A 20,860-nucleotide genomic window follows, 5' to 3' on the forward strand; every position below is an offset into this window, starting at 1 on the left:
GGGTCTCACCGTCAAAGTTCGTTGGTTCGCTGTCCTTGTATACGCCGGGCGCGGTGATCTTCACGCCGCCCGCCATAAAGCTGCCCTGATCCTCGATCGTGACAGGATGCGTCATGGCAAGAGCAGAGCCGAAACCGGAACTCAGTCCGAGGATGACGGCTGCCGTTAAAATCTTCGTTTTCCACATCATGATGAAATCTCTCCTTTGCCGTTGGTGTCTTCCCTCGATACTTTTGCGAATCGTTGCGGGACGGCTGTCCAATGTGAGTGTGCGATCCGCGTCGTGATAGACGCCCATCTTCGTAGCGATGATCACTTTGTCGCGCAGCCCTTTGAGCGCTGCACCGACAAGCTCTTCGTTGTAGGAGATGCTGCCATCGGCAAACGAGCCGAGATAGCATTCTGCCGTGTCGAAGAAATCATAGCCGTATTCGTTCGCAGCGTTCGTACAGCCTCGTCACGTTCTACGGGTATTCCCATCGCATGACTGAAACCCATGCAGCCAAGACCGATCGGACACACAAAAATACCGCTGTTTCCAAGTTCTTTCTTTTCTATGTATGAGACACTCCTTTCTGTAGGGGCAATTCTGTAATGGTCATGTTGCGCTCCTTGTTTCACGCCGCTCTTTGTTGTACAATGCTATCATAACAGGCGGTAGTAACTACCGCACAAGTTTTTTTTGAAATTTTTTGGAGGACGATCATGTATACAATGAAGGACGCCTGTGAAGCGACCAGTATGAACTATGAAACGTTGAAATTCTACTGCAATCAGGGACTTTTGCCGAACGTCAAGCGGGATCGAAACAATCACCGTATATTTGACGATCATGATGTTGCATGGCTGAAAAGCCTCACTTGTCTCAAGAACTGCGGCATGAGCCTTGCCGAAATGAAAGCATACCTCGCGCTTTGTCTCGGTGGCATCCCCACCATCCCGGAGCGCAAGATTATGCTTGAGGGGAAGCGTAAGGAATTGCTTGAAAAAATGAAGGCTCTGCAGGAAGCCGTCGATTACATCGACTGGAAGCAAGGATTCTATGACGATGTGCTCGCGGGACGCACGCCTTACATCAGCAATTTCCTGCCGAATGAAGCGGATGCAGAATCAACGAAAGAGATAAATTCGCAGAGCCTTATTCCATAATGAAACTGCTGAATTTATTAGAGTTACCCTAATCTCGAAACATCTACACGCTCACTTCCGACCCATCCCGAAACACCACCGTCATATCCTTATCCGCACGCACGGTCACGCACTCTACCATACTCGCCCACAGTTGGCTGTCGAACTCTGCCACAGGCGCACTCTGTTCCTTGATGCACTTGATGAACAATGCCAATCGCTCGGACTGTGCCTCCTTGGCAGAGATAGCTTCCGTCACCTCGTCAAACCGAGCCTTTGCGGCATCGTACCTCACCACAAGTCCCTCGTAGTGCTGCAGATACTCCTCTTGATTCTGTGCAATGCGGGCGTTCTCTCGGATGCATTTTTCCGTCATCTCAACCAATACCGCCAGTTCCTGCTGCAGCTTGGCTTTCTCCTCCGCAAGTGCCGTCGTGTCGCAAAGTGTCTGCCTAACGAGCCGTGCATTTGTGATAATCTCATTCCGCTCCGTCACCAGCCGATTGAATGCCTTGACGAAGGCTGCCTTGATTTCATCCTCCGTCACATGCGACGTTTGGCATTTCTGCCCGTCATACTTGTTGTTGCAACGGTAGATGACGCGTCTGTACTTGTCTGTTGAGTGCCAGACTTTAGTGCCAAAATAGCCGCCGCACTCGCCGCATCGGATTTTTCCCGAGAAAATGCTCACGCCGCTGTATCTCCCGCCTTCCCGTGTGCGTCGCTCCCTCTCCCGCTGCACCATCTCGAACACGGCAGGGTCGATGATCGCAGGATGGCTCTGTTCCACGAAGTAGCTTGGCACTTGCCCGCAGTTCTTGACGGCTTTCTTGGTGAGGAAGTCCGGCGTGAAGGTCTTTTGAATCCTCGCACAGCCCGTGTATTTCTCGTTGGCGAGGACTCCCCGAATGGTCTTAGCGTTCCATTTCTCCTTGCCCGTGACCGTCAAGATATGCCGTGCGGCCAGTTCCTTGGCAATTCGGCAAGCCGTCATCCCCTCAAGGAAAAGCCGGAAGATGAGCCGCACGATCTTGGCCTGCTCCTCGTTGATGGCAAGATTTCCATCCTCGCCCTTGTCGTAGCCGAGAAAGCGCGAGTAGCCGACGGAGAACTTGCCGTCTGCGAACCTCTTCCGCAAGCCCCATGTGACGTTCTCGGAAATGCTCCTCGCTTATGCCCCTGTTGATCCTGCCAATCGTTCAACTTCTTCCTGGGACAACTGTGTTGCTTCAGCAATCTGGGAAAATGTGAGTTTCCCCAAAGCAATTAAAGCCATCGCCGTCTGACGAGCCGATTCGACACGTCCTTCAAGACGTCCCTCTTCCAATTTTCTCTCACCGAATTTTTCTATCAGCTCGCACATGGTATGTACCCCCTCTGTGTCCAGTTTTAGTTTACCACTTCAAACCATCAAGGGCTGTCAAACGGTTTGTCACCACATCATGCCTTATCGGAAACTGCCCATCCCTGTGCAATCGTCGAGATTCCTGCCTTCCGTGCTCGTCAAAAAATAGGCGTCGCTGACGAGCACGCGGCGGATGCGGCAGCGCTTGAGGCCTTCCTGCGTCTTTTCCCAGCAGCCGCTCAAGGAATGTATGACATACGTCTTGCCATCGACCGAGCCGAGCGTGAGCATCACATGGCCGGGGCGAAAGAGAAGGCTCGCGGGCGGTGCGGCGAGAAGCGCTTCGGTTCGCTCCTCGGGCGTAAGATCGTCGAGCGGCGTGAAAAAGATGTGCGGCGCGGCATCTTCCGTGCCGCGCCGACGCCCCCCGAATGCCGCAGCCTTTCCCCGCGCACCGTGCGCCGCATTCTGTGCATCGCCCACATGGGCACTCGCCCGCAGAAACGCCTCCTCCTGCTCATCGGCGTCGCGCGGCAGCTCGATGCCGACCGTGCGGTAGACGTCGGCGACGAACGAGGAGCAGTCGACGCTCTCATCCTGCCCGCCCCAGCCATAGACGTCGCCGAGGCACGCAAAAGCCGCGCGGCGCAGATTGTTCGCCGTATAGGGCAGGCTGCCGCGATGGAGCGCGGCGGCTTCCATGTCGCCAGCGTCCTCCACAGCAAGGCTCGCTCTCTCGCTGTACGGAAGCGCCAAAAGCACCTCTTGGAGACTGCCGTCCGCCGCACGCTGCGGCAGACGCGCGAGATGCGCCCCGCCCTGCGCTGCGAGCGGAATGCGGCTGCCGAGCTGATAGAGCTGCCCGCCTGCCTCCTCGGGCGCTTCGTAGCGATTTTGCGTCACGACGAGGAAATCTTCGGGCTGCACATAGGCGAGCCAGTTCTCGCGCCGCGTGAAAGCGACCGCCGACTTCGCCAACCAGCCGCGATAATAGCGCATGGAAACGAAGAGGAACTTGCCGTCTGCGCTCTCGCTCCAAACGGCAAGCGGCTCGGCGGGATCGACGGCAGTCGCCTGCAGGATGTCGTAATGCACATCGTCGGGCGCGTCGAGCCAAGCCTCCTCGGTCGGTAAACAGCGCAAGTCGGCGCGGCGCACGCAGATTCCATAGCGCAGAGGATTGCGGAGCGGCAGCTTGTCCGACGCGCAGTTTTCCTGCACCGCCCGATACGCTGCGTCCGAAAGCGGCTCTGTCGGTGCGTACCAGTCTTCACGCTCAGGCGCGGCTTCTTCCATCCAGTGTCGGAGCTGCCGCCTCGATACGGCACGCGGCAATTCCGCCAGAGAAACGAGACTCGGCTGATTCGCGTGCAGCTCCTCATTGAGACGCGCCACGTCCTCTGCCGTGCCGAGGAGGCGATCACCTGCCGCATCGCACCAGAAGCCGGCGTCATCGTAGGGAGCGCCGAGCGCCACGCCGTAGTCGGGCGATGCATCTTCCTCCGTCTGCGCCCGCACATCGTCCGCCAGCTCCGCCTTCAATACAGGCTGAGCGGAAACTGCCGCCGCATCTGTCACGGACAACACCGCCGCGGCAGACGTTCCCGCTTCCGCAGCCGTCAAATCCGTCCCGCCGAGAAACACGCCGACCGCAGCCAAAAAGCACGCAGCATGCTTCCCGATATTTCTCGAAACTTTCATTTTCGCACACATACCTCTCAACGCTCCAAAATCACGGCACCCGCTGCCTTTTCCTCGCGAAAGGAACGCGCCGCCCCCCAAAGCTGGCGGAAGGAAAGCAGTACGGCGGCCGCATCTGCCGCAGGAACGGCGAGCCATGCACCGTCAAGGCCGAAAAAGCGCGGCAGGAGCAGCAGGAACGCCACGATGCCGACGAGATTGCGCACAAAGGACAGGATTGCCGACATCCTGCCGTCCGACAACGCCGTGAAAAAGGTCGAGGAGAAAAGGTTGAAACCGCAGAGCAAAAAACTCCACGAGAACAGTCCGAAGCCGCCGAGAGCCAGCGCATAGGCACGTCCTCCATCCGGCAGAAACAGCGTCATCAGCGGTACGGCGAATATATTTGCCGCCGCAAAGGACAGAATCCCGAAGAGAAAGATAATGCCAAGCGACAGCCGCAGAAGGCGCAGAAGCTCGACATATCCTTTCGCGCCGAATTGGTAAGAAAATACAGGTGCGACGCCATTGGCAAACCCCATGAGTATTGCCGTCAATAGCATTTCCGCATAGAGAATGACACTGATCGCCGCGACGCCGTCCGCCCCCGCATAGGAGAATGTCACGAGGTTAAAGAGATACGTCGTAATGCCGACGGAAAGCTGCGTGACCATCTCGGAAGAGCCGTTGTAAAGTGCCTGGAAAAGCGGACGCACGGCGAAGGAAAACCGCTCGAACGCGAGCGTGCGGCTGTAGCGCGAAAAGTAAACGAGACCCAAGAGCGCCGCGACGACATCCGACAGCCCCGTAGCAAGCCCCGCGCCGAAGAGACCCATGCCGAAATGCGCGAGAAACACATAGTCGAGTCCCGCATTGACAAGTCCCGCTGTCAATGATACGAGAAATCCCTGCACTGGGCGACCATCCGCGATATAAAAAGCGTTGAATATGATCATCAAAACGACAAATGGCGCGAAGAACATATTCGCCGAGAGATAGGCGCGGCAGTCGGCATAAAGCTCGGGGGAAGCGCCGAGAAGCGCCAAAATAGACTCCATGAAAAGGAACACCGTGCCTGCGAGCAATATGCCGAGCGCTGCACCAACAACGACGAGCAGCGTGAAGCGGCTTCTCGCCAATGCCGCATCGCCCTCGCCCAGCGTCTTGGCAACGAGCGCCGAGCCGCCCGAAGAAAGCATGATGGAAAGCCCAAATACGAGATTCAACGCAGGATAGACGATATTCGATGCAGCGAGCGCGAGGCTTCCCGCATAGCGCCCGATGAAGATGCCGTCCGTCACCGTATAGATAGAAATGACGAGCATCATGCCGACGGCGGGCGCAGCGAAGCGCAAAAGTCCGCCGAGACTGAAATGCTTTGCCAATGTGTTCATGAAATTCTCCTTTTGCAGCTTGACCAGAAGAGCCAATCAGTCTGCGCACTTCGGGCTTGACTTCTTGGACTTTCATTGTAAGCTTAACGCACAAACGTCCACTTCGTGGACATGGTGCGCACGCCCTTACATGAAAGAGCCAATCAGTCTGCGCCCTTCGGGCTTGACTTCTTGGACTTTCATTGTAATCTATATAGTAGGGGTGTTGTCAAGTTTTGGGCAAGAATGAAGCGCCTTAGCCCCCTGACCAAGTTCGCATGAAACAAGACTGCACAAGGAAGCACGGCTTTTCTCCATGCTTCCTCAAAAGGAGACGATTACCATGTTCAGAGAAATGCGCCGCAAGAATCAACAGATGAGCGATGAAGAAGCCCGCGACATCCTCGCGGCAGCGACCTCGGGCGTGCTCGCGCTCGCGGGCGAAAACGGCTATCCCTACGCCGTGCCCATGAGCTTCGCCTACGACGAGGAAAAGGACTGCCTGCTCTTTCACACGGCACGCGTCGGTCACAAGATGACGGCGATTGAGCGATGCGACAAGGCGTCGTTCTGCATCATTGCCGAGGACAAGGTCGTGCCGCACCGCTTCCTGACGCAATACCGCAGCGTCATCGCCTTCGGCAAACTGCGCGTCCTCAAGAGCGACGAAGAAAAACGAGAAACGGCGGAATTTCTCGGCGAGGCCTACTATCCCGGCCATCCCGAAGCCTGTGATGAAGAGATAAAAAAGCATTGGCCAGCCTTCAACATGGTCGAGCTGAAGATCGAACACCTGACGGGCAAGAAGGGGAGGGATCTCGTATAGAAAAAAGAAGGACGGCCCTGCACCATCCTCGGGATGATGCAAGGCCGTCCTTTTCTCATCATATCATCATATAAGCGCCGCATCAAAGGGCTTTCGCAGGCGCGGCGGCCACGGGCGACGCCTCGAACTCCTCCATCTTCAGCGACGTATAGCCGCCTTCGATGACTTCCGCATCGTAGCCTTCCTGCATGAGAATGCGCGCCGCATTATAAGCGCGCTGCCCGACCTTGCAGAGCACTGCCCAGCGCACCGTGCGGTCAAGCTCGGAGAAGCGCTCGCGCAGCTCATCGAGCGGAATCTGCGCGTCAGATGCGGCGGGCGCACTCTGCAGCTCGATCGCCGTGCGCACGTCGAGCACGCGCACGCCCGCTTCCCTCGCCGCCTTGAGACGGTCTGCGGGCAAGAAGCGCACGAGACCCGCCAGATCGTTTTCCGCCATGTATCCCGCCATGTTCACAGGATCCTTCGCCGCGCCGAAGGGCGGCGCGTAGGAAAGCTCCAAGCTCGTGAGGAAATCCACGTCCGCTCCCATGGCGATCGCCGTCGCCAGCACATCGATGCGCGCCTTCACGCCGCCCGCACCGATGATTTGCGCGCCGAGGATCTTGCCGACAGACCCGCGCACGCGGTAGATGAGCTTCAGCGTCATCGTCTGCGCGCCCGGATAATAGCCGACATGTGCGAGCGGATGAAGCTTTACCGCGCGGTAATCCTCGCCATAGGAGAGCCCCTCGCGCATCAATGTGCGCTCGTTCTTGCCGACGGATGCCGCCGTCAGGCCGAACACCTTGAGAATCGACGTGCCGACGAAACCGTCATAGACACGACGCCTGCCCGCCATATTATCGGCGGCGAGACGGCCCTGCCGATTAGCCGGCCCTGCAAGGGGCAGCGCGCCCGCCTGTTTCGTCTGACGGTCGAGCGTCAGCACGGCGTCGCCCACGGCATAGACGTCGGGCACGTTCGTCTCCATGCGCTCGTTCACGAGGATGTGTCCGCGCTCGCCGAGCGCGATGCCGCTCGCCTTCAAGAATCCCGTGTCGGGGCTCACGCCGATGGCGAGTACGACGAAATCCGCCGCCAGCTCGCGCCCGCCCGCAAGGCGCACGAGGATGCCTTGCGCCTCCTCCTTGAACTCCTTCACACCGTCGCCGAGAATCAATCCGACGCCGTTGTCGTTCATCTCCTTTTCCGCAATCTTCGCCATGTCCGTATCAAACGGCGCGAGCACATGCGGCGCCGCCTCGACGAGCGTGACGGCAAGGCCGCGCGCACGAAGATTTTCCGCCATTTCGACGCCGATGAAGCCGCCGCCCACGACGACGGCGCGCCCCGTCGCTGCATACTGATCCGCCAGACGGCGCAGAGCCTCGGCATCGGGCACGTTGCGAAGAGCGAGGACGCGCGGGCTCTCGATGCCCGGAATCGGCGGACGCAAGGGCTTCGCACCGGGCGACAGAAGGAGTGCGTCGTATGGTTCTTCGTATTCCTCTCCTCCCGCCGTTTTCACATGAACGCGGCGATTCTCTGTATCGACATGCGTGACCTCGCTCTTCGTGCGCACGTCGATGGCGAAGCGCTCGCGAAACAGTTCGGGCGTCATGAGCAGCAGGCTCTCGCTCTCCTTGATCTCATCGCCCACATAGTATGGCAGGCCGCAGTTCGCGAAGGAGATGTGCTCGCCACGCTCAAAGAGCACGATCTTCGCATCTTTGTCCAAGCGCCTGAGCCGCGCCGCCGCCGTCGCCCCGCCCGCCACGCCGCCGACGATCACATAGCGCTTTGCCTTTTCCTTTTCCTTTTTCATTTCCATACGGATATGCCTCCTTCTGTGTCGCCGCGCTTCGCTTGTCGAAAGAGCGAAATCAGCCCATATCGTGATAATTCTTCTCCTTGCAGAAAAGCCCTTCGAGCAGCTGCTCCACTGCCCGGCTCTTGAGGCGATAGACGACTTCCAGCCCGTTGCGCTCGCCCTCGATGATGCCGACGGCGCGCATCTTCGCGAGATGCTGCGAAATCGTCGACTGCGGCGCTTCGAGGCACTGCTGCATGTGCGCCACATTGCAGCCGCCGCTCTGCCAAAGCCCGCGCGCGATGCAGAGGCGCACGGGATGAGAGAGCGCCTTGAGCATCTCGGCCGCGCGTGCAAGCTCTTGATCTTCTGCCATAGAATCAACTCCAAAATCGTTATATTCATATATTACGATATAGCGATTTATATGTCAAGAAAAACTCCCCCCTCATCGAGCGATTTCAGCAAATACGAAAAATCCGTCCGTCCAGCAAGCAACGCATTTAATCGAGTTGTCAACATACCGGCTACTCCCAGTCGATATCATCATGCGATACGGTTTTTCCACACATATATTCCTGCATAGCGATGTGATGCGCCTCCCTGTCGTCCTCTGACGCAAAATCCTCCATCTCTTTCGGCAAGAATCGCCTCACGACCTCCAGAAGAATCGGCAATTCGCGGTCCGGAATGAACTCTATCATCTCCACAATCTGAGCTTTTACCGTCATAGCAGGAAACCTCCCTTGTAGACATCGCCTCGCGGCGCAATTTTTTCAATCAAGAGTGTATCCTTTGCAGGATATGAAAATACGATTCGCCAACCTCCAACGCGCAGCCGATAGAGTTCGTCACTCCCCTTGAGTCGTTTCACATCGCCTTGCGGCAGACCTTCAATTGCCTGTTTGATGCGCTGTTTCGTCGGCCTGTCCATCGTCTCAATGCTCTTTACCGCAAGTTTTGCATATTGTATCTTCATGGATAGATTCCTCTTCTCAGCAAAGCCGCAAACATCAAGTCGCAAGATCCTTTCCGCTAAGGAAATTATAGCAAAAAGAGATGGCGGATGCCATCTCTTTTTGCTGTATTCACCGACCCTTGCCGTGATCCTTCAAGGCGCGCTCGATGTCGCGCTTGGCGGCCTTTGCCGCGAGGTCGCGGCGTTTGTCATAATTGTGCTTGCCGCTTGCAAGTGCGAGTTCGAGCTTCGCCCTGCCCTTCGAGAAGTAGAGCTTCAGCGGCACGAGCGTGAAGCCCTTCTCGCGCGTCTTGGAGAAGAGTTTGACGATCTCCGCCTTGTGCATGAGGAGCTTTCGCTTCCTGAGCGGCTCGTGGTTGAAGATGTTGCCCTGCTCGTAGGGGCTGATGTGCATGTTCTCCACGAAAATCTCGCCGTTCTTGATCGAGGCGAAGCTGTCCTTGAGGTTCACTCTTCCCGCACGCAGGGATTTGACCTCCGTGCCCTGCAGCACGAGTCCCGTCTCAAAGGTTTCGTGTATGAAATAGTCGTGACGCGCCTTGCGGTTTTCCGCGACGATCTTCACGCCGTCGTTCTTGCGTCCCATCGCTTCCCCCCTGCTTCCTTATGCGGCAATCGCCGCTTCCTGCAGCATCCCTGCATCAATCGCTGTTCGCCGTCGCGCGCTGCGTCTTGTTGTGCGGGCGGCGCTTCTTTTCCGGCTTGGGCGCAGACTTCTTGCCCTTCTTGCGCAAGTCCTTCGGCGGCTTCATCCAGAACGCCTTGGGGCGGCTGCTGCTCGACTCGTCGGCGAGAGCGCCCTGCCTTTCCGCCTGGAATCTTTCCGGCCGCTTCGCGCCGCGCCCTTTGTCGTGCGGCTTCGCACCCTTATGTCCCTTGCCGTGCGGCTTGCGTTCACCCGGTTCCGCAGGGGCGGATGTCTTCTCCGGACGCTTGTCGCCCTTCACATCGGCGATGATCTCATCCGTACGCTTTTCTTTCGCCGCCTTCCGACCTCTGCCCTTTTTCGAGCGTGCATCCTTCTTCGCGCCCTTTTCTTTCAAAAATTCGCCGCGCTTTACGCCGCCTTCCTCGGGCTTCTTCTTCGCAGCGACAAAAACGCCGTTGTCCTCCAAGATGAAGTCGAGGTTGCGCTCGGCAATATTGGCACGCACGAGCACGACGCGCACAGGCTCGCCGAGGCGGTAGGAGACGTGCGTCGCGCCGCCGACGAGCGCGTAGAGGTCTTCGCGGTACTCGTAGTAGTCGTTGACCATGCTCGATACGTGCACGAGTCCTTCGACGCCGTTTTCCAGCTCGCAGAAGATGCCGAACGCCGTGACGCCGCTGATGACGGCGTCGAAAGCGTCGCCGACAAACTGCGCCATGTACTCGATCTTCTTCATGTCCTGCGTCTCGCGCTCCGCCTCGATGGCGATGCGCTCACGCGCCGAGGTGTGCTCGGCGATCTCGGGCAAGAGGCTCCTCAGGCGCTCCTGCCGCTCGGCCGCGATCGTGCCCGTCGCAAACGTTTCGCGCAGCAGACGATGCACGATGAGGTCGGGATAGCGGCGGATCGGCGACGTGAAGTGCGTGTAGTGACGCGCGGCGAGTCCGTAGTGACCGAGCGGCGCATCGGCATAACGCGCCTGCTGCATCGAACGCAGCGAGACGGCGCTGACGATGCGCTCCTCAGGCCTTCCCTTGACCTTTTCCAAGACCTGCTGCACGTCCTTCGGCGCTACCTCGCCCGCCTCGTTCGGCACGAGGTGCAGCGAGAACGTCGCCAGAAGGTTGTTCAGGCGCTCGATCTTCTCGTCCGACGGCTGCTCGTGCACGCGGTAAAGGAACGGCTGCTCCTTCTTCTCCATGTGCTCCGCGACGGTCTCGTTCGCCGCGAGCATGCACTGCTCGATCATCGACTCCGCGAGCGACCCCGTGCGCTTGATAAGCGCGACGGGCTTGCCGCTCTCGTCGAGCTTCACCTTGATCTCGGGCACGTCGAAGCCGATGGAACCGCGCTCATGCCGCGCCTTTTCCATCGCATCATGCACCTCGCGAAGAGGTGTGAGAAGCGGCAGGAGGTCGGCGTTCTCCGTGCGCACCGCCTCCGCTCCCTCGGCGAAGATCTCGTTGACGAGCGTATAGGTCAGGCGGCGATAGACGTGAATGACGACGGGCAGGATCTCGTAGCTCTTGACGAGTCCGTCCGCGCCGATCTCCATCTCGCACGCCATCGCCAGGCGGTCTTCGCCCGCGTTCAGGCTGCATATACCGTTCGACAGCTTCTTCGGCAGCATGGGAATCACGCGGTCGACGAGGTAGACGCTCGTGCCGCGTGCACGCGCCTCGCGGTCGAGCGGCGAATTCTCGCGCACATACCAGCTGACGTCGGCGATGTAGACGCCGAGGAAGAAGCTGCCGTCCGCACGCCGTTCGGCGTAAACGCCGTCGTCCAAGTCCTTCGCGTCCTCGCCGTCGATCGTCACGATGCGAAAACCGCGGCGGTCGCGCCTGCCGCTGAATTCTTCTGGCGAGACGGCGTCCTCGATCGCTGCCGCCTCTGCCGCCACATCGGCGGGAAACTCCTCCGAAAGCCCGTATTGGCTCATGACGGAGAGCACGTCGACGCCCGGCTCGCCCGCGCGGCCGAGGATTTCCTCCACCTCGCCCTCGGCGTTCCTCCTGCCCGCCGGCCACTTCGTGATGCGCACGACGACCTTCATGCCCGCCTTTGCGCCATGCACGGCGCCCTTAGGGATAAAGATGTCTTGCCCGATCTTCTTGTCATCGGGCGTCACGAAGCCGAAGTGACGGCTCTCCTCGAACGTGCCGACAATCTGCTCGTTGGCTCGCTCGACGATGCGGATGATCTCGCCCTCGCGCGAGCGTCCGGCAATCTCCGACGGCGAAATCCTCGCGACGACGCGGTCACCGTTCATCGCACCGCCGAGACTCACGCCCGGCACGAAGATGTCGCTGTCCGTCTCCTTCTCGCGCACCTCGGGGATGATGAAGCCGAACCCCTTCACCGACATCGAGAGCCTGCCGACGACGAGATTCATGCGCTCGGGCACGCCGAAGCGTTCGTGGCGCGTCTTGATGACAGCCGCAGTCTTCTCCAGCTCTTCCAAAGCCGTCCAGAAGAGCGCGAGTTCTTCTTGCGCGAGATTCATGGCGGCGGCGAGATCGTCCGCCGTCAGCGGCTTGTACGCCGCCGTGCGCATGTAGTTTACGATGCGCTCCTGCAATTCATTTTGTTCCATTCATTTCTCCTACCAGCGCCATCTTCGCCGTCGCTTCCGCAAGCACGGTGCCATCAGCGAGCGAAAGTTTGGCGCGCATGTTCACGAACCCCTTGCGGCGGCTCTCCTCCCATCCCTCGATCAAAAGCTCCTCGCCGACGGGCGCAGGATTTCGATAGCGCACGGCCAGACGCGCCGTCACAGCCCGCTCGCCGAGTCCGTCGTAGAGATAGCCGCCCATCGCCTCATCGAGCAGCGTCGTGACGATGCCGCCGTGCACGATGCCGCTGTATCCCTGGTACTCGGGCGCAAGCGTCTTGCGCGCCCGGAATTTCCCGTCCGCCAGCTGAAACTCCAGATGAAGCCCGATGGGATTCTTCGGTCCGCAGGCAAAGCAGTAGTCCTCACCCTGCCCGATCTTTTCGTATGGCATAAATCGTTTCCTTCCCCATTCTCTCAAACGCTCCCCATCTCGCGCAAAAACGATGCCGTGCGCCGGAAGACCGCCCGTCGCTCAGCGTCGAGCATCACGAGATGACCCGAGCGCACGAGCCAAAGAACTTCCTTATGGGCCGCCCCCACATGGTCATAGATATAGCGGAGGCTTCTCCTGTGCGCCGTGCGGTCGTGCAGCGAGTGCACGAGGAGGAGCGGTGCGTGTACCTTTGGCAGCAGCGCCTTGACATGCTCGATGAAGCCGACGAGTTCGTGGATGGCGACGAGCGGCATCCTGTCATACGTCACATTGCAGAACTCGGGCACGTCGCGCAGAGACTTGCGCAGTTTCGGATGAAACCTGCCGATGCACGCGCTGCGCGGCGGCAGGTGCTTCATGCCGCGCCCCTCGTCAATGAAGATCGGTGCTGCGAGCGTCACGACGCCCGTGACGCGCTTTTGCGCCGCGAGACGGAGCGCCAGCAAAGCCCCCATCGAATGTCCGACGACAGAAATGCGCGGCACGAGCCCTGAAAGAATCGCATAGCCGTCGAGAGCCGAATCGTACCAGTCCTCAGCGTCCGTATGTGCCAAATCCTCGGGACTCGTGCCGTGCCCGGCGAGGCGCGGGCAAAGCACCGTATGACCTGCACGATGAAGGGCTTCGGCGAGAAGCCGCATCTCGGGCGGCATGCCCGTGAAGCCGTGCAGGAGCAGCACGCCGTGCGGGCCGCCCGACAAAAGGAAAGGCTCCGCTCCCTCGATGATCATCGCTGCACCCCTCCCTCGACGGCCGAAGGGAAAAGCCCCACAAGCCGCGCCCCTCCAATAGAAAGAAACGCCCGGCCTTTTGCCGAGCGTCCGCCGCAAACAGCTGCCAAGAAAGCGCAGAACCCCTCTGCGCTCTATGGCCGCCCTACATCGTCATCTTGGCAATCACGAGCGTAATCGCACCGAAAAGCACCGCCAGAACGACCGTCACACGCGCCAAAAGCGCATCCATGCCGCGCGCCTTCGCGCTGAACACGGTATCGCCGCCGCCTCCATCGAAGCCGCCCATGCCCGCAGACTTAGGCTCCTGCCCCAAGACGGCAACAATCAGGAGTATGGCGACAAGCGCATCAAGCACCATCAATAACGTAAGCAAAAGTGAACCTCCTCCAGATTAGAGAGTCTCTCCTCTCCTCCTTATTATACTATTCTATCATGAAAGCCCGAGAAGTCAAGAAAAAGGCGCGGCCATCAAGCGCCGCGCCTTTTTCTTATGAAGCCTCAAGAGGTCAAGCCGAAAGTGCAGACCGATTGGCTTTCTCATGCAAACTACATGCGATGATTCAAGTTTTTCCGCTCCATATTCGCAATCCCTGTTAAAATCTCAATATTTTTCCTTCTCCAGTCATCGCATTCATCAAAAAAGCACACATCCTTTCGCTTCTTAAAAATACGGAATGCCTGCGCCTCCGAATTGTCGTAAATATGGCAAATGTCACTCACCGCTACGACCGCAGGAACAAGAGCCATAGCACGATCATAGCGCGTATAGATTTTCTCTTCTGGAACATCGTGCCCTCCTGAAGCTACGCGCATCTTCACACGGTATACATTGATTCGTGGATCTGCAGTCAAAACATAATAGCAACGAATAAAATAGCCCGCATCCCTTGCCCGCTCAAGCAAATACAGATTGCGTGATGTGGAGAGCACTGTTTCGAAGCAAAAATCGCGCAGCTTGCTTAGACATTCTTCGCGCTGATGTTCTGCGATCTGCGCAGCCTTGATGTCGCTGCATTTAAGATTCTTCTTGATTTCATCGGCATTGATATAGTCCATAATGGGACGCAGAACCTCTGTAAACGTACTCTTGCCCGATCCATTAGGGCCGGCGAAAAGGACAATTTCAGGTTTCTTCCGCGTGCTGCTCACCATAACGCCCCTTCCGCGCACGCTCCGCCACGGGGACGCGCGTGCCATCACTTCTCAGTTCATAGATTTTCTGCGTCTTGCGATCATAGACGATGCTTGGCACCCCCATAGCCTTGTTCTTCTCAAGCGCAATACGCACCGCCGCATCAACACGTCGCACGACCATTTCATCCGTGATTGCATCTGTTGCCATCATGCCGCCTCCTTCAAAAATCTTCCCCTAACTGCCACTATATCACATTTCCCTTTCCGTTTTCAACGAAAAGGGACTGTTGCACAGCAATGCATGTGCGACAGCCCCTCCCATCAATATTTTCTTTCCTGTATCGCCATCGGGGCGATTTCTGCCGGATAGACACTGTCCTTGACGAAGACCGTGCGCTCGACCTTCTCGCCGGCTAAGACCTTCTTCGCCATCTCCATCAAGAGGGGACCCTGCAGCGGGTTGCCTTCGACGGTGCAGTTGCTCTTGCCGTCGATCATCGCCTGGAAGATCGCACGCGTGCCGTCGCACGAGACAATCACGATGTCCTGTCCGGGCTTCAATCCTGCCGCCTCGATCGCCTCGATCGCACCGAGCGCCATATCGTCGTTCTGCGCGAAGAGAATGTCGATCTTGTCCTTGTAGTTCTTGAGCATCTCCGTCATGACCTGCTTGCCGCCGTCCTTCTGGAACGTCGAGTTCTGTGCGACGAGAATCTCATAAGCGTCCTTGTTCGGCGATGCCGTCATCTCATCGCGAAAGCCCGTGTCGCGTCGCTCGACAACGGACGAACCTGCAGGGCCTTTGATCTCGGCAATGTTGAACTTCGCACCGCCGTCGCGCGGCTTCTTGCCCTGCGCCTGCATGTAGCCGTCGAGCCAGCGGAACGCCTCGCGCCCTTCGCGCACGGAATCCGTGCCGATGCGCATGACGTAGAGGCTATCGTCGTTCGTCTGCAGGTCGCGATCGACGATGATCACGGGAATCTTCGCCGCCTTCGCTTCCTTCAGCACCTCATCCCAACCCGTCGCCACGATGGGCGAGAAGGCGATGATGTCGACCTTCTGCGCGATGAACGAGCGGATCGCCCGAATCTGATTCTCCTGCTTGAGTTCCGCGTTGGAGAACTGCAGTTCGATGCCCGCATCCTCCGCCGCCTGCTTGATCGACGCCGTATGCGCGGCGCGCCATGTGGACTGGGCGCCGATCTGCGAGTAGCCCATCGTGATCTTGCGGTTTCCGGAACCCGGTTCTGCGCTGCCGACCTTGCTCGCGTCCTGCCCATTCGTCGTACACCCCGCAGCTGCAATCGCCACGAATGCAGCAAGCAGCAAGGCAAAGATTTTCCTCATATCGCTCTCTCCTTTTCGCACTCCTTGATACAGGCATAAACCTCCACTATCCAAGGCATAACTTAATACTATCTTAAATCTAGCATCGAACACCGTTTTTGTCAATCCATACAATGATAATTTCAGTTGACTTATAGACCTTTAGGCCTTAAAATTCAGCTATGAGCAATGTTTTTTTCAGAGATAAAGGATGTGTTCCATGCTACTGCACGAAATCTTGCAAAACGGGCGCGGCGAAGACATCGCCGTCATCGACCGCGGTCGCCGCATCACTTACGACGAACTGCGCGAAGCCCTGAGAGCCTCGCGTGACCGCTTCTACGCCGCCGGAATCCGTGCGCACGACCACGTCGCGCTCTTTTCCCATAACCGCGTCGAACTCCTCATCGCCTACCTCGCTGTGAACTCGCTCGGCGCTGTCGCCGTCCCGCTCAACTACCAGCTCAGCGTGCGCGAAGTCGCCTACATCATCAAGGACGCGGGCGTGCGTCACCTCGTGACGGAAAAGGAGCTTCCCCTCGAATCCCACCTCGGACAGCAGGGATACGGCGGTGAGCTTCATCAGCTGCCCCTCCTCGACGTCATGAAGCCCGCAAGCGCCATGCCCGCGCCGAAGCTTTCGAACATCTTCTCAGAGGAAAATCCCTGCGTCATCATCTACACCTCGGGCACGACAGGCGCCCCCAAGGGCGCCGTACTCAGTCATCGAAACCAGTGCACGAACGCGCATCAGGTCATGGAGCATCACGCCATCACGCCGAACGACAAGGTTCTCTGCGTGCTGCCGATGTACCACTGCTTCGCCTGGACGTGCTCCGTCCTTGCGACGCTCACAGCCGGCGGCACGATCGTCATCGTCAACGGCTTCATGCCCAAGGAGACGATCCGCGCCATCCGCGACGAGAAGGTCACTATCATGTACGCCGTGCCTTCCGTCTGCGCCATCCTCACGCGTCAGGCAGATGCGGAAGACCTCAAGAGCCTTCGCCTGACGGGCATCGGCGGCACGGCGCTGCCGCAGGAAATCGCTGCGGCCTACCGCGAAAAGTTCGGCCTCACGATCTACGAGGTCTATGGACTCTCCGAGGCCTCTCCCGTCGTCACGATGGACTCGCCGCGTCACTACCGCCCCGGCTCTATCGGCGTGCCCATGAAGGGGCTTGAGGTCATCATCGCCAACACCGACGGCACGGAACTCGCACGAGGCATGGCGGGCGAGCTGCTCGTCAAAGGGCCAACCGTCATGAAGGGCTACTGGCATCAGGACGAGGCGACGGCTCGTGCACTCAAGGACGGCTGGCTGCATACGGGCGACATCGCGCGCATGGACGAGGACGGCTTCGTCTACATCGTCGACCGCATCAAGGACATGATCATCAGCATGGGCGAGAACGTCTACCCGCGCGAGATTGAAGAGCTCGTCTACTCCTTCCCCGGCATCGAGGACGCCGCCGTCATCGCCATTCCCGATCCTCTGCGCGGGCAGGCGGGCGCCTGCTACTACACGGTCAAGAAGAACGAAGAGGTCGACATGCGCACCTTGAAGAAGTTCTTGCAGAAGAATCTCGCCGTCTACAAGGTGCCGCGCGAGTTCTGCCAAATTCCCGAAATGCCGCGCACCTCGACCGGAAAGATTGCCAAGCGCGAGATCGCACGCCTCTATCGCGAGGATAAGTGAGGCCCACACAAAAAGAAAATGCCGCGCAGGGCGGCAAGCGAGGAAGGGGCGGGGCTTTCCCGTCCCTTCTTTCTATTTACGGTTCTGCACAAACAAAAAAAGGCGCCGCAGGGCGCGGCGCAAATGAAGAGATGAGGTCTTGGATGGGACGTCCTCCCCACGGGTACCAAGAGCGGCTTGATCCGCGCCGTGTGCATCGTGCTTCTCCTGTAAGGGAGACGCGGGCTACTGAAAGCCATCGATTTGTACGAATGTACTGCACGCTGTGCGAGGTCAGTTCCAATCCTCGGCTCCACCCGATTGTTGTCCCCTATGGCGGAGGACATCCCTTGGGCTTCCGTCGTATCCCGCTTTTCCGGAAGTCCGACGGAGCTTCTGTTCTTGTTTTTAATTATACTCTAGGACAATGGTTTAGTCAAGGGATAAAGCCAACGATTTCTAATTTTTTTCAATCCGACGACCCTCGAACTGGAAAACCCTGTTCCCTCTGTATTTTAATGGAATATCTGCTAGAAAGAAGTGTACTTATGAAAACGACAAAACGCCGTCGCATAAGCCTGACTATTTTTCTAGGCATAATGTCGGCTATGGCGCCGCTGGCGACCGACATGTACCTGCCTGCTCTGCCCGAGCTTTCAGCAGAATTTTCCGCCTCAACCTCGGCGACGCAGCTGACTTTGACGATGACGCTGCTCGGCATGGCCATCGGGCAGATCTTCCTCGGGCCTTTGAGCGATATGTACGGGCGCAAACGGCCGCTCTTTGCGGGCATGGTCGCCTTCGCTCTCGTCTCGGCGGGCTGCTTCTACGCAAGCTCCATCGAACCTTTTCTCGCACTGCGCTTTCTGCAGGGATTTGCGGGCGCGAGCGGCATCGTCATCGCGCGTGCCATCGCGCGTGACGTAGCCGAGGGTGTCGAGCTCACGCGCTTCTTGTCCATCCTCATGCTCGTGAACGGACTCGCGCCGATCCTCGCTCCCGTCGCCGGCGGACAGCTCCTCGTCTTCTCCTCGTGGCGCATCGTCTTCGCCGTGCTCGCCGCTATCGGCGTCCTCCTCGCCGTCTGGACGCTCAAGACGCGTGAGACGCTGGCCGAAGGGAAGCGCCAAAAGAGCATGACGGCGAGTTTCCATGCCTTTCCCACTCTCCTTCGCGACCGCTACTTTCTTGGGCACTGCCTCGTGCAGTGCTTCGTCTTCGGCGCGTTCTTCTCCTACATCGCCGGCTCTTCCTTCGTCTTTCAGAACATCTACGGCGTCTCGGCGCAAGGCTACAGCCTGATCTTCGGCGGCATCGGCACGGGACTCTTCCTCGCAGGGCTTCTGCCCGCACGCCTCGCCGGACGCATCAAGGACATCTCCATGCTCAAGGCCTCACTCCTCGTGCCTCTCGTCTCCAGTGCGCTCCTCCTTGCCTCCCTCCTTGCGGGATTCGTCCCGCTCGCGCTCACCATCGTCCTGCTCTTCATCACCGTCGTGCCGCTCTCCGTCATGGGAACGGCGAGCTTCTCGCTCGCGCTCTCACGCCAGGGCAGGAACGCGGGTGCAGCGTCGGCTCTCATCGGCTTCTTCTCCATGGTGCTCGGCGGCGTCATGATGCCCCTCGTCGGCATCGCAGGAGACCATACGGCGATTCCCATGGCAGTTCTCATGCTCACTGGCTACGCGCTCGGCGCAATCGTCTTCTACAGCAATGTCAAAAACGGCTGAAGGCGCCTTCGTGCTTCCTTCAAATTTCCGCTGGGTGTACATCTTCGTCGTCGAGCGTTCCTTCGAGATCGTGATCCGTCATGGCGCAGACGGCGGCATCGGACCAGACGTTCTCCGCCGTCTCGATCATGTCGATGATCGTGTAGATGGGGAGAATCACGCCCATAAGCCCCAAGGGCGCACCGAGCGAGGACATCAAGGAGAGCGTCAGGAAGTAGCAGCCCATGGGCACGCCCGCATTACCGACGGCGGCGAGGACGGCGACGAAGAGCCACGTGACCATCGTGCCGAGCGTAATCTCAAAGCCCGCATTCTGCATGACGAAGAGCGAGGTCACGAGGATGAAGGCCGCGCAGCCGTTCATGTTGATCGTCGTGCAGATCGGCAGGACGAAGCGCGAGACAGTCGGATTCACCTTGAGATTCTTTTCCGCCGAAGCCAACGTCACGGGCAAAGTGCCCGCCGAGCTCTTCGTGAAGAGCGCCACAGCGACGGCCGGCGCCATCTTGCGGAAGACATGGAGCGGATTGAGGCCGCGCACGAGGAGGAAGAGCGGCAGGATGATGAAAAACTGGATGAGATTGCCGCCGAGGACGACAGCCGTGTACTTGCCGAGCGCACCGACGATGACACCAGCTTCGATCTGTGCCGATAGCTGCGCGGCAAATGCGAGGATGCCGACGGGCAGAACGTAGAGCAGTGCACGGATCAGTGTGAAGAGAAGCTCCTGTGCGCCATGGAGCGCCTTCAACAGCACGGCACGATTTTCCGTCTTTGGCATGAAGGCGAGCGCCAGCCCGACAGATGCCGCAATCAACATGACCGAGAGCACGTTGCCCGAGAGGAACGGCTGCAGCAAATTGTTCGGAATGACCGAAAGGATGTGGTCATAGTAGGAAAGCGTCCCAAGCTTCTGCGGCACATCGGCCGTACCTGCTCCGATGATCTCAGCGGGCAAGTTGCCCGGCGCTATCCACACATAGAGTGCAAGTCCGACAGTCGCCGCCGAAATGGTCGTCAACAGTGTATAAGTGACAGCATGGGCAAAGATGCGTCCCGTATCCTTCTTCGCGCCAAGCGCCGCAAGCGTCGTGATGACAGCGAGAGCGATGGTCGGCACGGCGATGAACTGAAAGAGGCGCGTGAACACCGTCGCAACGAAATCAAACAGTTCGTTCAAAGGCCCGACGTTCAGCCAGCCAAGCCCGGCGCCGACAATGAGCGCGAGAAACCACAGGATGAACTGCTTGCCCTGTCCGTTTTGGCGGCTCTTTGCGATCGCCGCCTGCGCCGTCTCCTCGACGGCCGCATGATTCTTTTCTTCCGACATGATACCCCTTCTTTCTGCATGGCAGGAAGCCTCCCGCCACGTCGACGAACCAATCACCGCTTCCTCAGAAGCAAGCGGTTGATAATTCATATAAAATCAGTAT

20 protein-coding genes and 3 pseudogenes are annotated in these 20,860 nt (G+C 58.6%); 4 read left to right on the forward strand and 19 right to left on the reverse strand.

The window, feature by feature from the left end:
• Both QZ177_RS07570 and QZ177_RS10465 read right to left on the reverse strand, forming a co-directional pair.
• Window positions 1–190: pseudogene (locus QZ177_RS07570) on the reverse strand (alpha/beta hydrolase); the annotation flags it as partial.
• Between the two features lie 60 nt (window positions 191–250).
• Window positions 251–385, reverse strand: a pseudogene (locus tag QZ177_RS10465) (aldo/keto reductase); the annotation flags it as partial.
• 320 nt (window positions 386–705) lie between these two features.
• Between QZ177_RS10465 and QZ177_RS07575 the strand changes: the two are divergent.
• Window positions 706–1,149 carry a MerR family transcriptional regulator gene (locus QZ177_RS07575; RefSeq protein WP_294176508.1) on the forward strand — a complete coding sequence of 148 codons (444 nt, stop codon included), beginning with the start codon at window positions 706–708 and terminating at the stop codon, window positions 1,147–1,149.
• 43 nt (window positions 1,150–1,192) lie between these two features.
• Here the strand turns inward: QZ177_RS07575 and QZ177_RS07580 are convergent, their stop codons facing one another.
• From QZ177_RS07580 to QZ177_RS07595, 4 genes and pseudogenes are all read right to left on the reverse strand, one after another.
• A complete protein-coding gene (locus QZ177_RS07580; RefSeq protein WP_265070891.1) occupies window positions 1,193–2,266 on the reverse strand; it encodes a recombinase family protein in 1,074 nt (357 codons plus the stop codon).
• A gap of 33 nt (window positions 2,267–2,299) precedes the next feature.
• Window positions 2,300–2,518: pseudogene (locus QZ177_RS07585) on the reverse strand (nuclease); the annotation flags it as partial.
• 57 nt (window positions 2,519–2,575) lie between these two features.
• A complete protein-coding gene (locus QZ177_RS07590; RefSeq protein ID WP_294176510.1) occupies window positions 2,576–4,132 on the reverse strand; it encodes an SH3 domain-containing protein in 1,557 nt (518 codons plus the stop codon).
• Between the two features lie 59 nt (window positions 4,133–4,191).
• Window positions 4,192–5,547: an MATE family efflux transporter gene (locus QZ177_RS07595; RefSeq protein ID WP_294176513.1), complete on the reverse strand. Its 1,356-nt coding sequence runs from the start codon at window positions 5,545–5,547 to the stop codon at window positions 4,192–4,194.
• Window positions 5,548–5,869: 322 nt separating this feature from the next.
• On the opposite strand from QZ177_RS07595, the gene QZ177_RS07600 reads away from it, so the two are divergent.
• Entirely contained in the window at window positions 5,870–6,352 is a 483-nt protein-coding gene (locus QZ177_RS07600) for a pyridoxamine 5'-phosphate oxidase family protein (RefSeq protein ID WP_294176515.1), read from the forward strand.
• Between the two features lie 82 nt (window positions 6,353–6,434).
• Here the strand turns inward: QZ177_RS07600 and QZ177_RS07605 are convergent, their stop codons facing one another.
• From QZ177_RS07605 to QZ177_RS07660, 12 genes are all read right to left on the reverse strand, one after another.
• Window positions 6,435–8,165 (reverse strand): FAD-dependent oxidoreductase, encoded by a 1,731-nt coding sequence (locus QZ177_RS07605; protein ID WP_294176517.1) that lies wholly within the window; start codon window positions 8,163–8,165, stop codon window positions 6,435–6,437.
• 52 nt (window positions 8,166–8,217) lie between these two features.
• The gene (locus tag QZ177_RS07610; RefSeq protein ID WP_265070886.1) at window positions 8,218–8,520 is read right to left on the reverse strand and encodes a metalloregulator ArsR/SmtB family transcription factor; all 303 of its coding nucleotides are present in this window, start codon (window positions 8,518–8,520) and stop codon (window positions 8,218–8,220) included.
• A 151-nt stretch (window positions 8,521–8,671) separates the two neighbouring features.
• Window positions 8,672–8,875: a hypothetical protein gene (locus QZ177_RS07615; protein ID WP_006193793.1), complete on the reverse strand. Its 204-nt coding sequence runs from the start codon at window positions 8,873–8,875 to the stop codon at window positions 8,672–8,674.
• Window positions 8,872–9,123 carry a type II toxin-antitoxin system RelE/ParE family toxin gene (locus QZ177_RS07620; protein ID WP_294176522.1) on the reverse strand — a complete coding sequence of 84 codons (252 nt, stop codon included), beginning with the start codon at window positions 9,121–9,123 and terminating at the stop codon, window positions 8,872–8,874. The genes QZ177_RS07615 and QZ177_RS07620 overlap by 4 nt, the downstream gene beginning before the upstream one ends.
• Window positions 9,124–9,232: 109 nt before the next feature.
• On the reverse strand, window positions 9,233–9,709 hold the full coding sequence (gene smpB, locus QZ177_RS07625; protein WP_006193795.1) for an SsrA-binding protein SmpB: 477 nt from the start codon (window positions 9,707–9,709) through the stop codon (window positions 9,233–9,235).
• A gap of 55 nt (window positions 9,710–9,764) precedes the next feature.
• On the reverse strand, window positions 9,765–12,368 hold the full coding sequence (gene rnr, locus QZ177_RS07630) for a ribonuclease R (RefSeq protein ID WP_294176525.1): 2,604 nt from the start codon (window positions 12,366–12,368) through the stop codon (window positions 9,765–9,767).
• Window positions 12,355–12,780 (reverse strand): PaaI family thioesterase, encoded by a 426-nt coding sequence (locus QZ177_RS07635; protein ID WP_294176527.1) that lies wholly within the window; start codon window positions 12,778–12,780, stop codon window positions 12,355–12,357. Before QZ177_RS07635 ends, rnr begins: the two co-directional genes overlap by 14 nt.
• Window positions 12,781–12,803: 23 nt before the next feature.
• Window positions 12,804–13,553 (reverse strand): alpha/beta fold hydrolase, encoded by a 750-nt coding sequence (locus QZ177_RS07640; protein ID WP_294176529.1) that lies wholly within the window; start codon window positions 13,551–13,553, stop codon window positions 12,804–12,806.
• Between the two features lie 145 nt (window positions 13,554–13,698).
• Window positions 13,699–13,914: a preprotein translocase subunit SecG gene (gene secG, locus QZ177_RS07645; protein WP_006193800.1), complete on the reverse strand. Its 216-nt coding sequence runs from the start codon at window positions 13,912–13,914 to the stop codon at window positions 13,699–13,701.
• 188 nt (window positions 13,915–14,102) lie between these two features.
• On the reverse strand, window positions 14,103–14,708 hold the full coding sequence (locus QZ177_RS07650) for a zeta toxin family protein (RefSeq protein ID WP_009646960.1): 606 nt from the start codon (window positions 14,706–14,708) through the stop codon (window positions 14,103–14,105).
• A complete protein-coding gene (locus QZ177_RS07655; protein ID WP_232208285.1) occupies window positions 14,680–14,898 on the reverse strand; it encodes a hypothetical protein in 219 nt (72 codons plus the stop codon). Before QZ177_RS07655 ends, QZ177_RS07650 begins: the two co-directional genes overlap by 29 nt.
• A gap of 113 nt (window positions 14,899–15,011) precedes the next feature.
• Window positions 15,012–16,040, reverse strand: a complete 1,029-nt coding sequence (locus QZ177_RS07660) for an ABC transporter substrate-binding protein (RefSeq protein WP_264917537.1) — start codon at window positions 16,038–16,040, stop codon at window positions 15,012–15,014.
• A gap of 199 nt (window positions 16,041–16,239) precedes the next feature.
• Between QZ177_RS07660 and QZ177_RS07665 the strand changes: the two genes are divergently transcribed.
• Together QZ177_RS07665 and QZ177_RS07670 are read left to right on the forward strand one after the other, a co-directional pair.
• A complete protein-coding gene (locus tag QZ177_RS07665) occupies window positions 16,240–17,718 on the forward strand; it encodes an AMP-binding protein (RefSeq protein ID WP_294176538.1) in 1,479 nt (492 codons plus the stop codon).
• A gap of 527 nt (window positions 17,719–18,245) precedes the next feature.
• Window positions 18,246–19,427, forward strand: coding sequence for a multidrug effflux MFS transporter (locus QZ177_RS07670; protein ID WP_294176539.1), 1,182 nt, complete (start codon window positions 18,246–18,248; stop codon window positions 19,425–19,427).
• Between the two features lie 19 nt (window positions 19,428–19,446).
• Here QZ177_RS07670 and QZ177_RS07675 read toward each other — a convergent pair whose 3' ends face one another.
• Window positions 19,447–20,757 carry a dicarboxylate/amino acid:cation symporter gene (locus tag QZ177_RS07675; protein ID WP_294176540.1) on the reverse strand — a complete coding sequence of 437 codons (1,311 nt, stop codon included), beginning with the start codon at window positions 20,755–20,757 and terminating at the stop codon, window positions 19,447–19,449.
• Between the last annotated feature and the right edge of the window lie 103 nt (window positions 20,758–20,860).

The sequence above is a fragment of the uncultured Selenomonas sp. genome (assembly GCA_905372355.1).
Taxonomy (GTDB): domain Bacteria; phylum Bacillota; class Negativicutes; order Selenomonadales; family Selenomonadaceae; genus Selenomonas.

What these genes read in the sequence shown, in the direction of transcription:
- QZ177_RS07575 (WP_294176508.1), top strand. Translation starts at nt 706, where the DNA reads ATGTATACAATGAAGGACGCCTGTGAAGCGACCAGTATGAACTATGAA.
- QZ177_RS07595 (WP_294176513.1), bottom strand. Translation starts at nt 5,547, where the DNA reads ATGAACACATTGGCAAAGCATTTCAGTCTCGGCGGACTTTTGCGCTTC.
- QZ177_RS07600 (WP_294176515.1), top strand. Translation starts at nt 5,870, where the DNA reads ATGTTCAGAGAAATGCGCCGCAAGAATCAACAGATGAGCGATGAAGAA.
- QZ177_RS07605 (WP_294176517.1), bottom strand. Translation starts at nt 8,165, where the DNA reads ATGGAAATGAAAAAGGAAAAGGAAAAGGCAAAGCGCTATGTGATCGTC.
- QZ177_RS07610 (WP_265070886.1), bottom strand. Translation starts at nt 8,520, where the DNA reads ATGGCAGAAGATCAAGAGCTTGCACGCGCGGCCGAGATGCTCAAGGCG.
- QZ177_RS07615 (WP_006193793.1), bottom strand. Translation starts at nt 8,875, where the DNA reads ATGACGGTAAAAGCTCAGATTGTGGAGATGATAGAGTTCATTCCGGAC.
- QZ177_RS07620 (WP_294176522.1), bottom strand. Translation starts at nt 9,123, where the DNA reads ATGAAGATACAATATGCAAAACTTGCGGTAAAGAGCATTGAGACGATG.
- smpB (WP_006193795.1), bottom strand. Translation starts at nt 9,709, where the DNA reads ATGGGACGCAAGAACGACGGCGTGAAGATCGTCGCGGAAAACCGCAAG.
- rnr (WP_294176525.1), bottom strand. Translation starts at nt 12,368, where the DNA reads ATGGAACAAAATGAATTGCAGGAGCGCATCGTAAACTACATGCGCACG.
- QZ177_RS07635 (WP_294176527.1), bottom strand. Translation starts at nt 12,780, where the DNA reads ATGCCATACGAAAAGATCGGGCAGGGTGAGGACTACTGCTTTGCCTGC.
- QZ177_RS07640 (WP_294176529.1), bottom strand. Translation starts at nt 13,553, where the DNA reads ATGATCATCGAGGGAGCGGAGCCTTTCCTTTTGTCGGGCGGCCCGCAC.
- secG (WP_006193800.1), bottom strand. Translation starts at nt 13,914, where the DNA reads ATGGTGCTTGATGCGCTTGTCGCCATACTCCTGATTGTTGCCGTCTTG.
- QZ177_RS07650 (WP_009646960.1), bottom strand. Translation starts at nt 14,708, where the DNA reads ATGGTGAGCAGCACGCGGAAGAAACCTGAAATTGTCCTTTTCGCCGGC.
- QZ177_RS07655 (WP_232208285.1), bottom strand. Translation starts at nt 14,898, where the DNA reads ATGGCAACAGATGCAATCACGGATGAAATGGTCGTGCGACGTGTTGAT.
- QZ177_RS07660 (WP_264917537.1), bottom strand. Translation starts at nt 16,040, where the DNA reads ATGAGGAAAATCTTTGCCTTGCTGCTTGCTGCATTCGTGGCGATTGCA.
- QZ177_RS07665 (WP_294176538.1), top strand. Translation starts at nt 16,240, where the DNA reads ATGCTACTGCACGAAATCTTGCAAAACGGGCGCGGCGAAGACATCGCC.
- QZ177_RS07670 (WP_294176539.1), top strand. Translation starts at nt 18,246, where the DNA reads ATGAAAACGACAAAACGCCGTCGCATAAGCCTGACTATTTTTCTAGGC.
- QZ177_RS07675 (WP_294176540.1), bottom strand. Translation starts at nt 20,757, where the DNA reads ATGTCGGAAGAAAAGAATCATGCGGCCGTCGAGGAGACGGCGCAGGCG.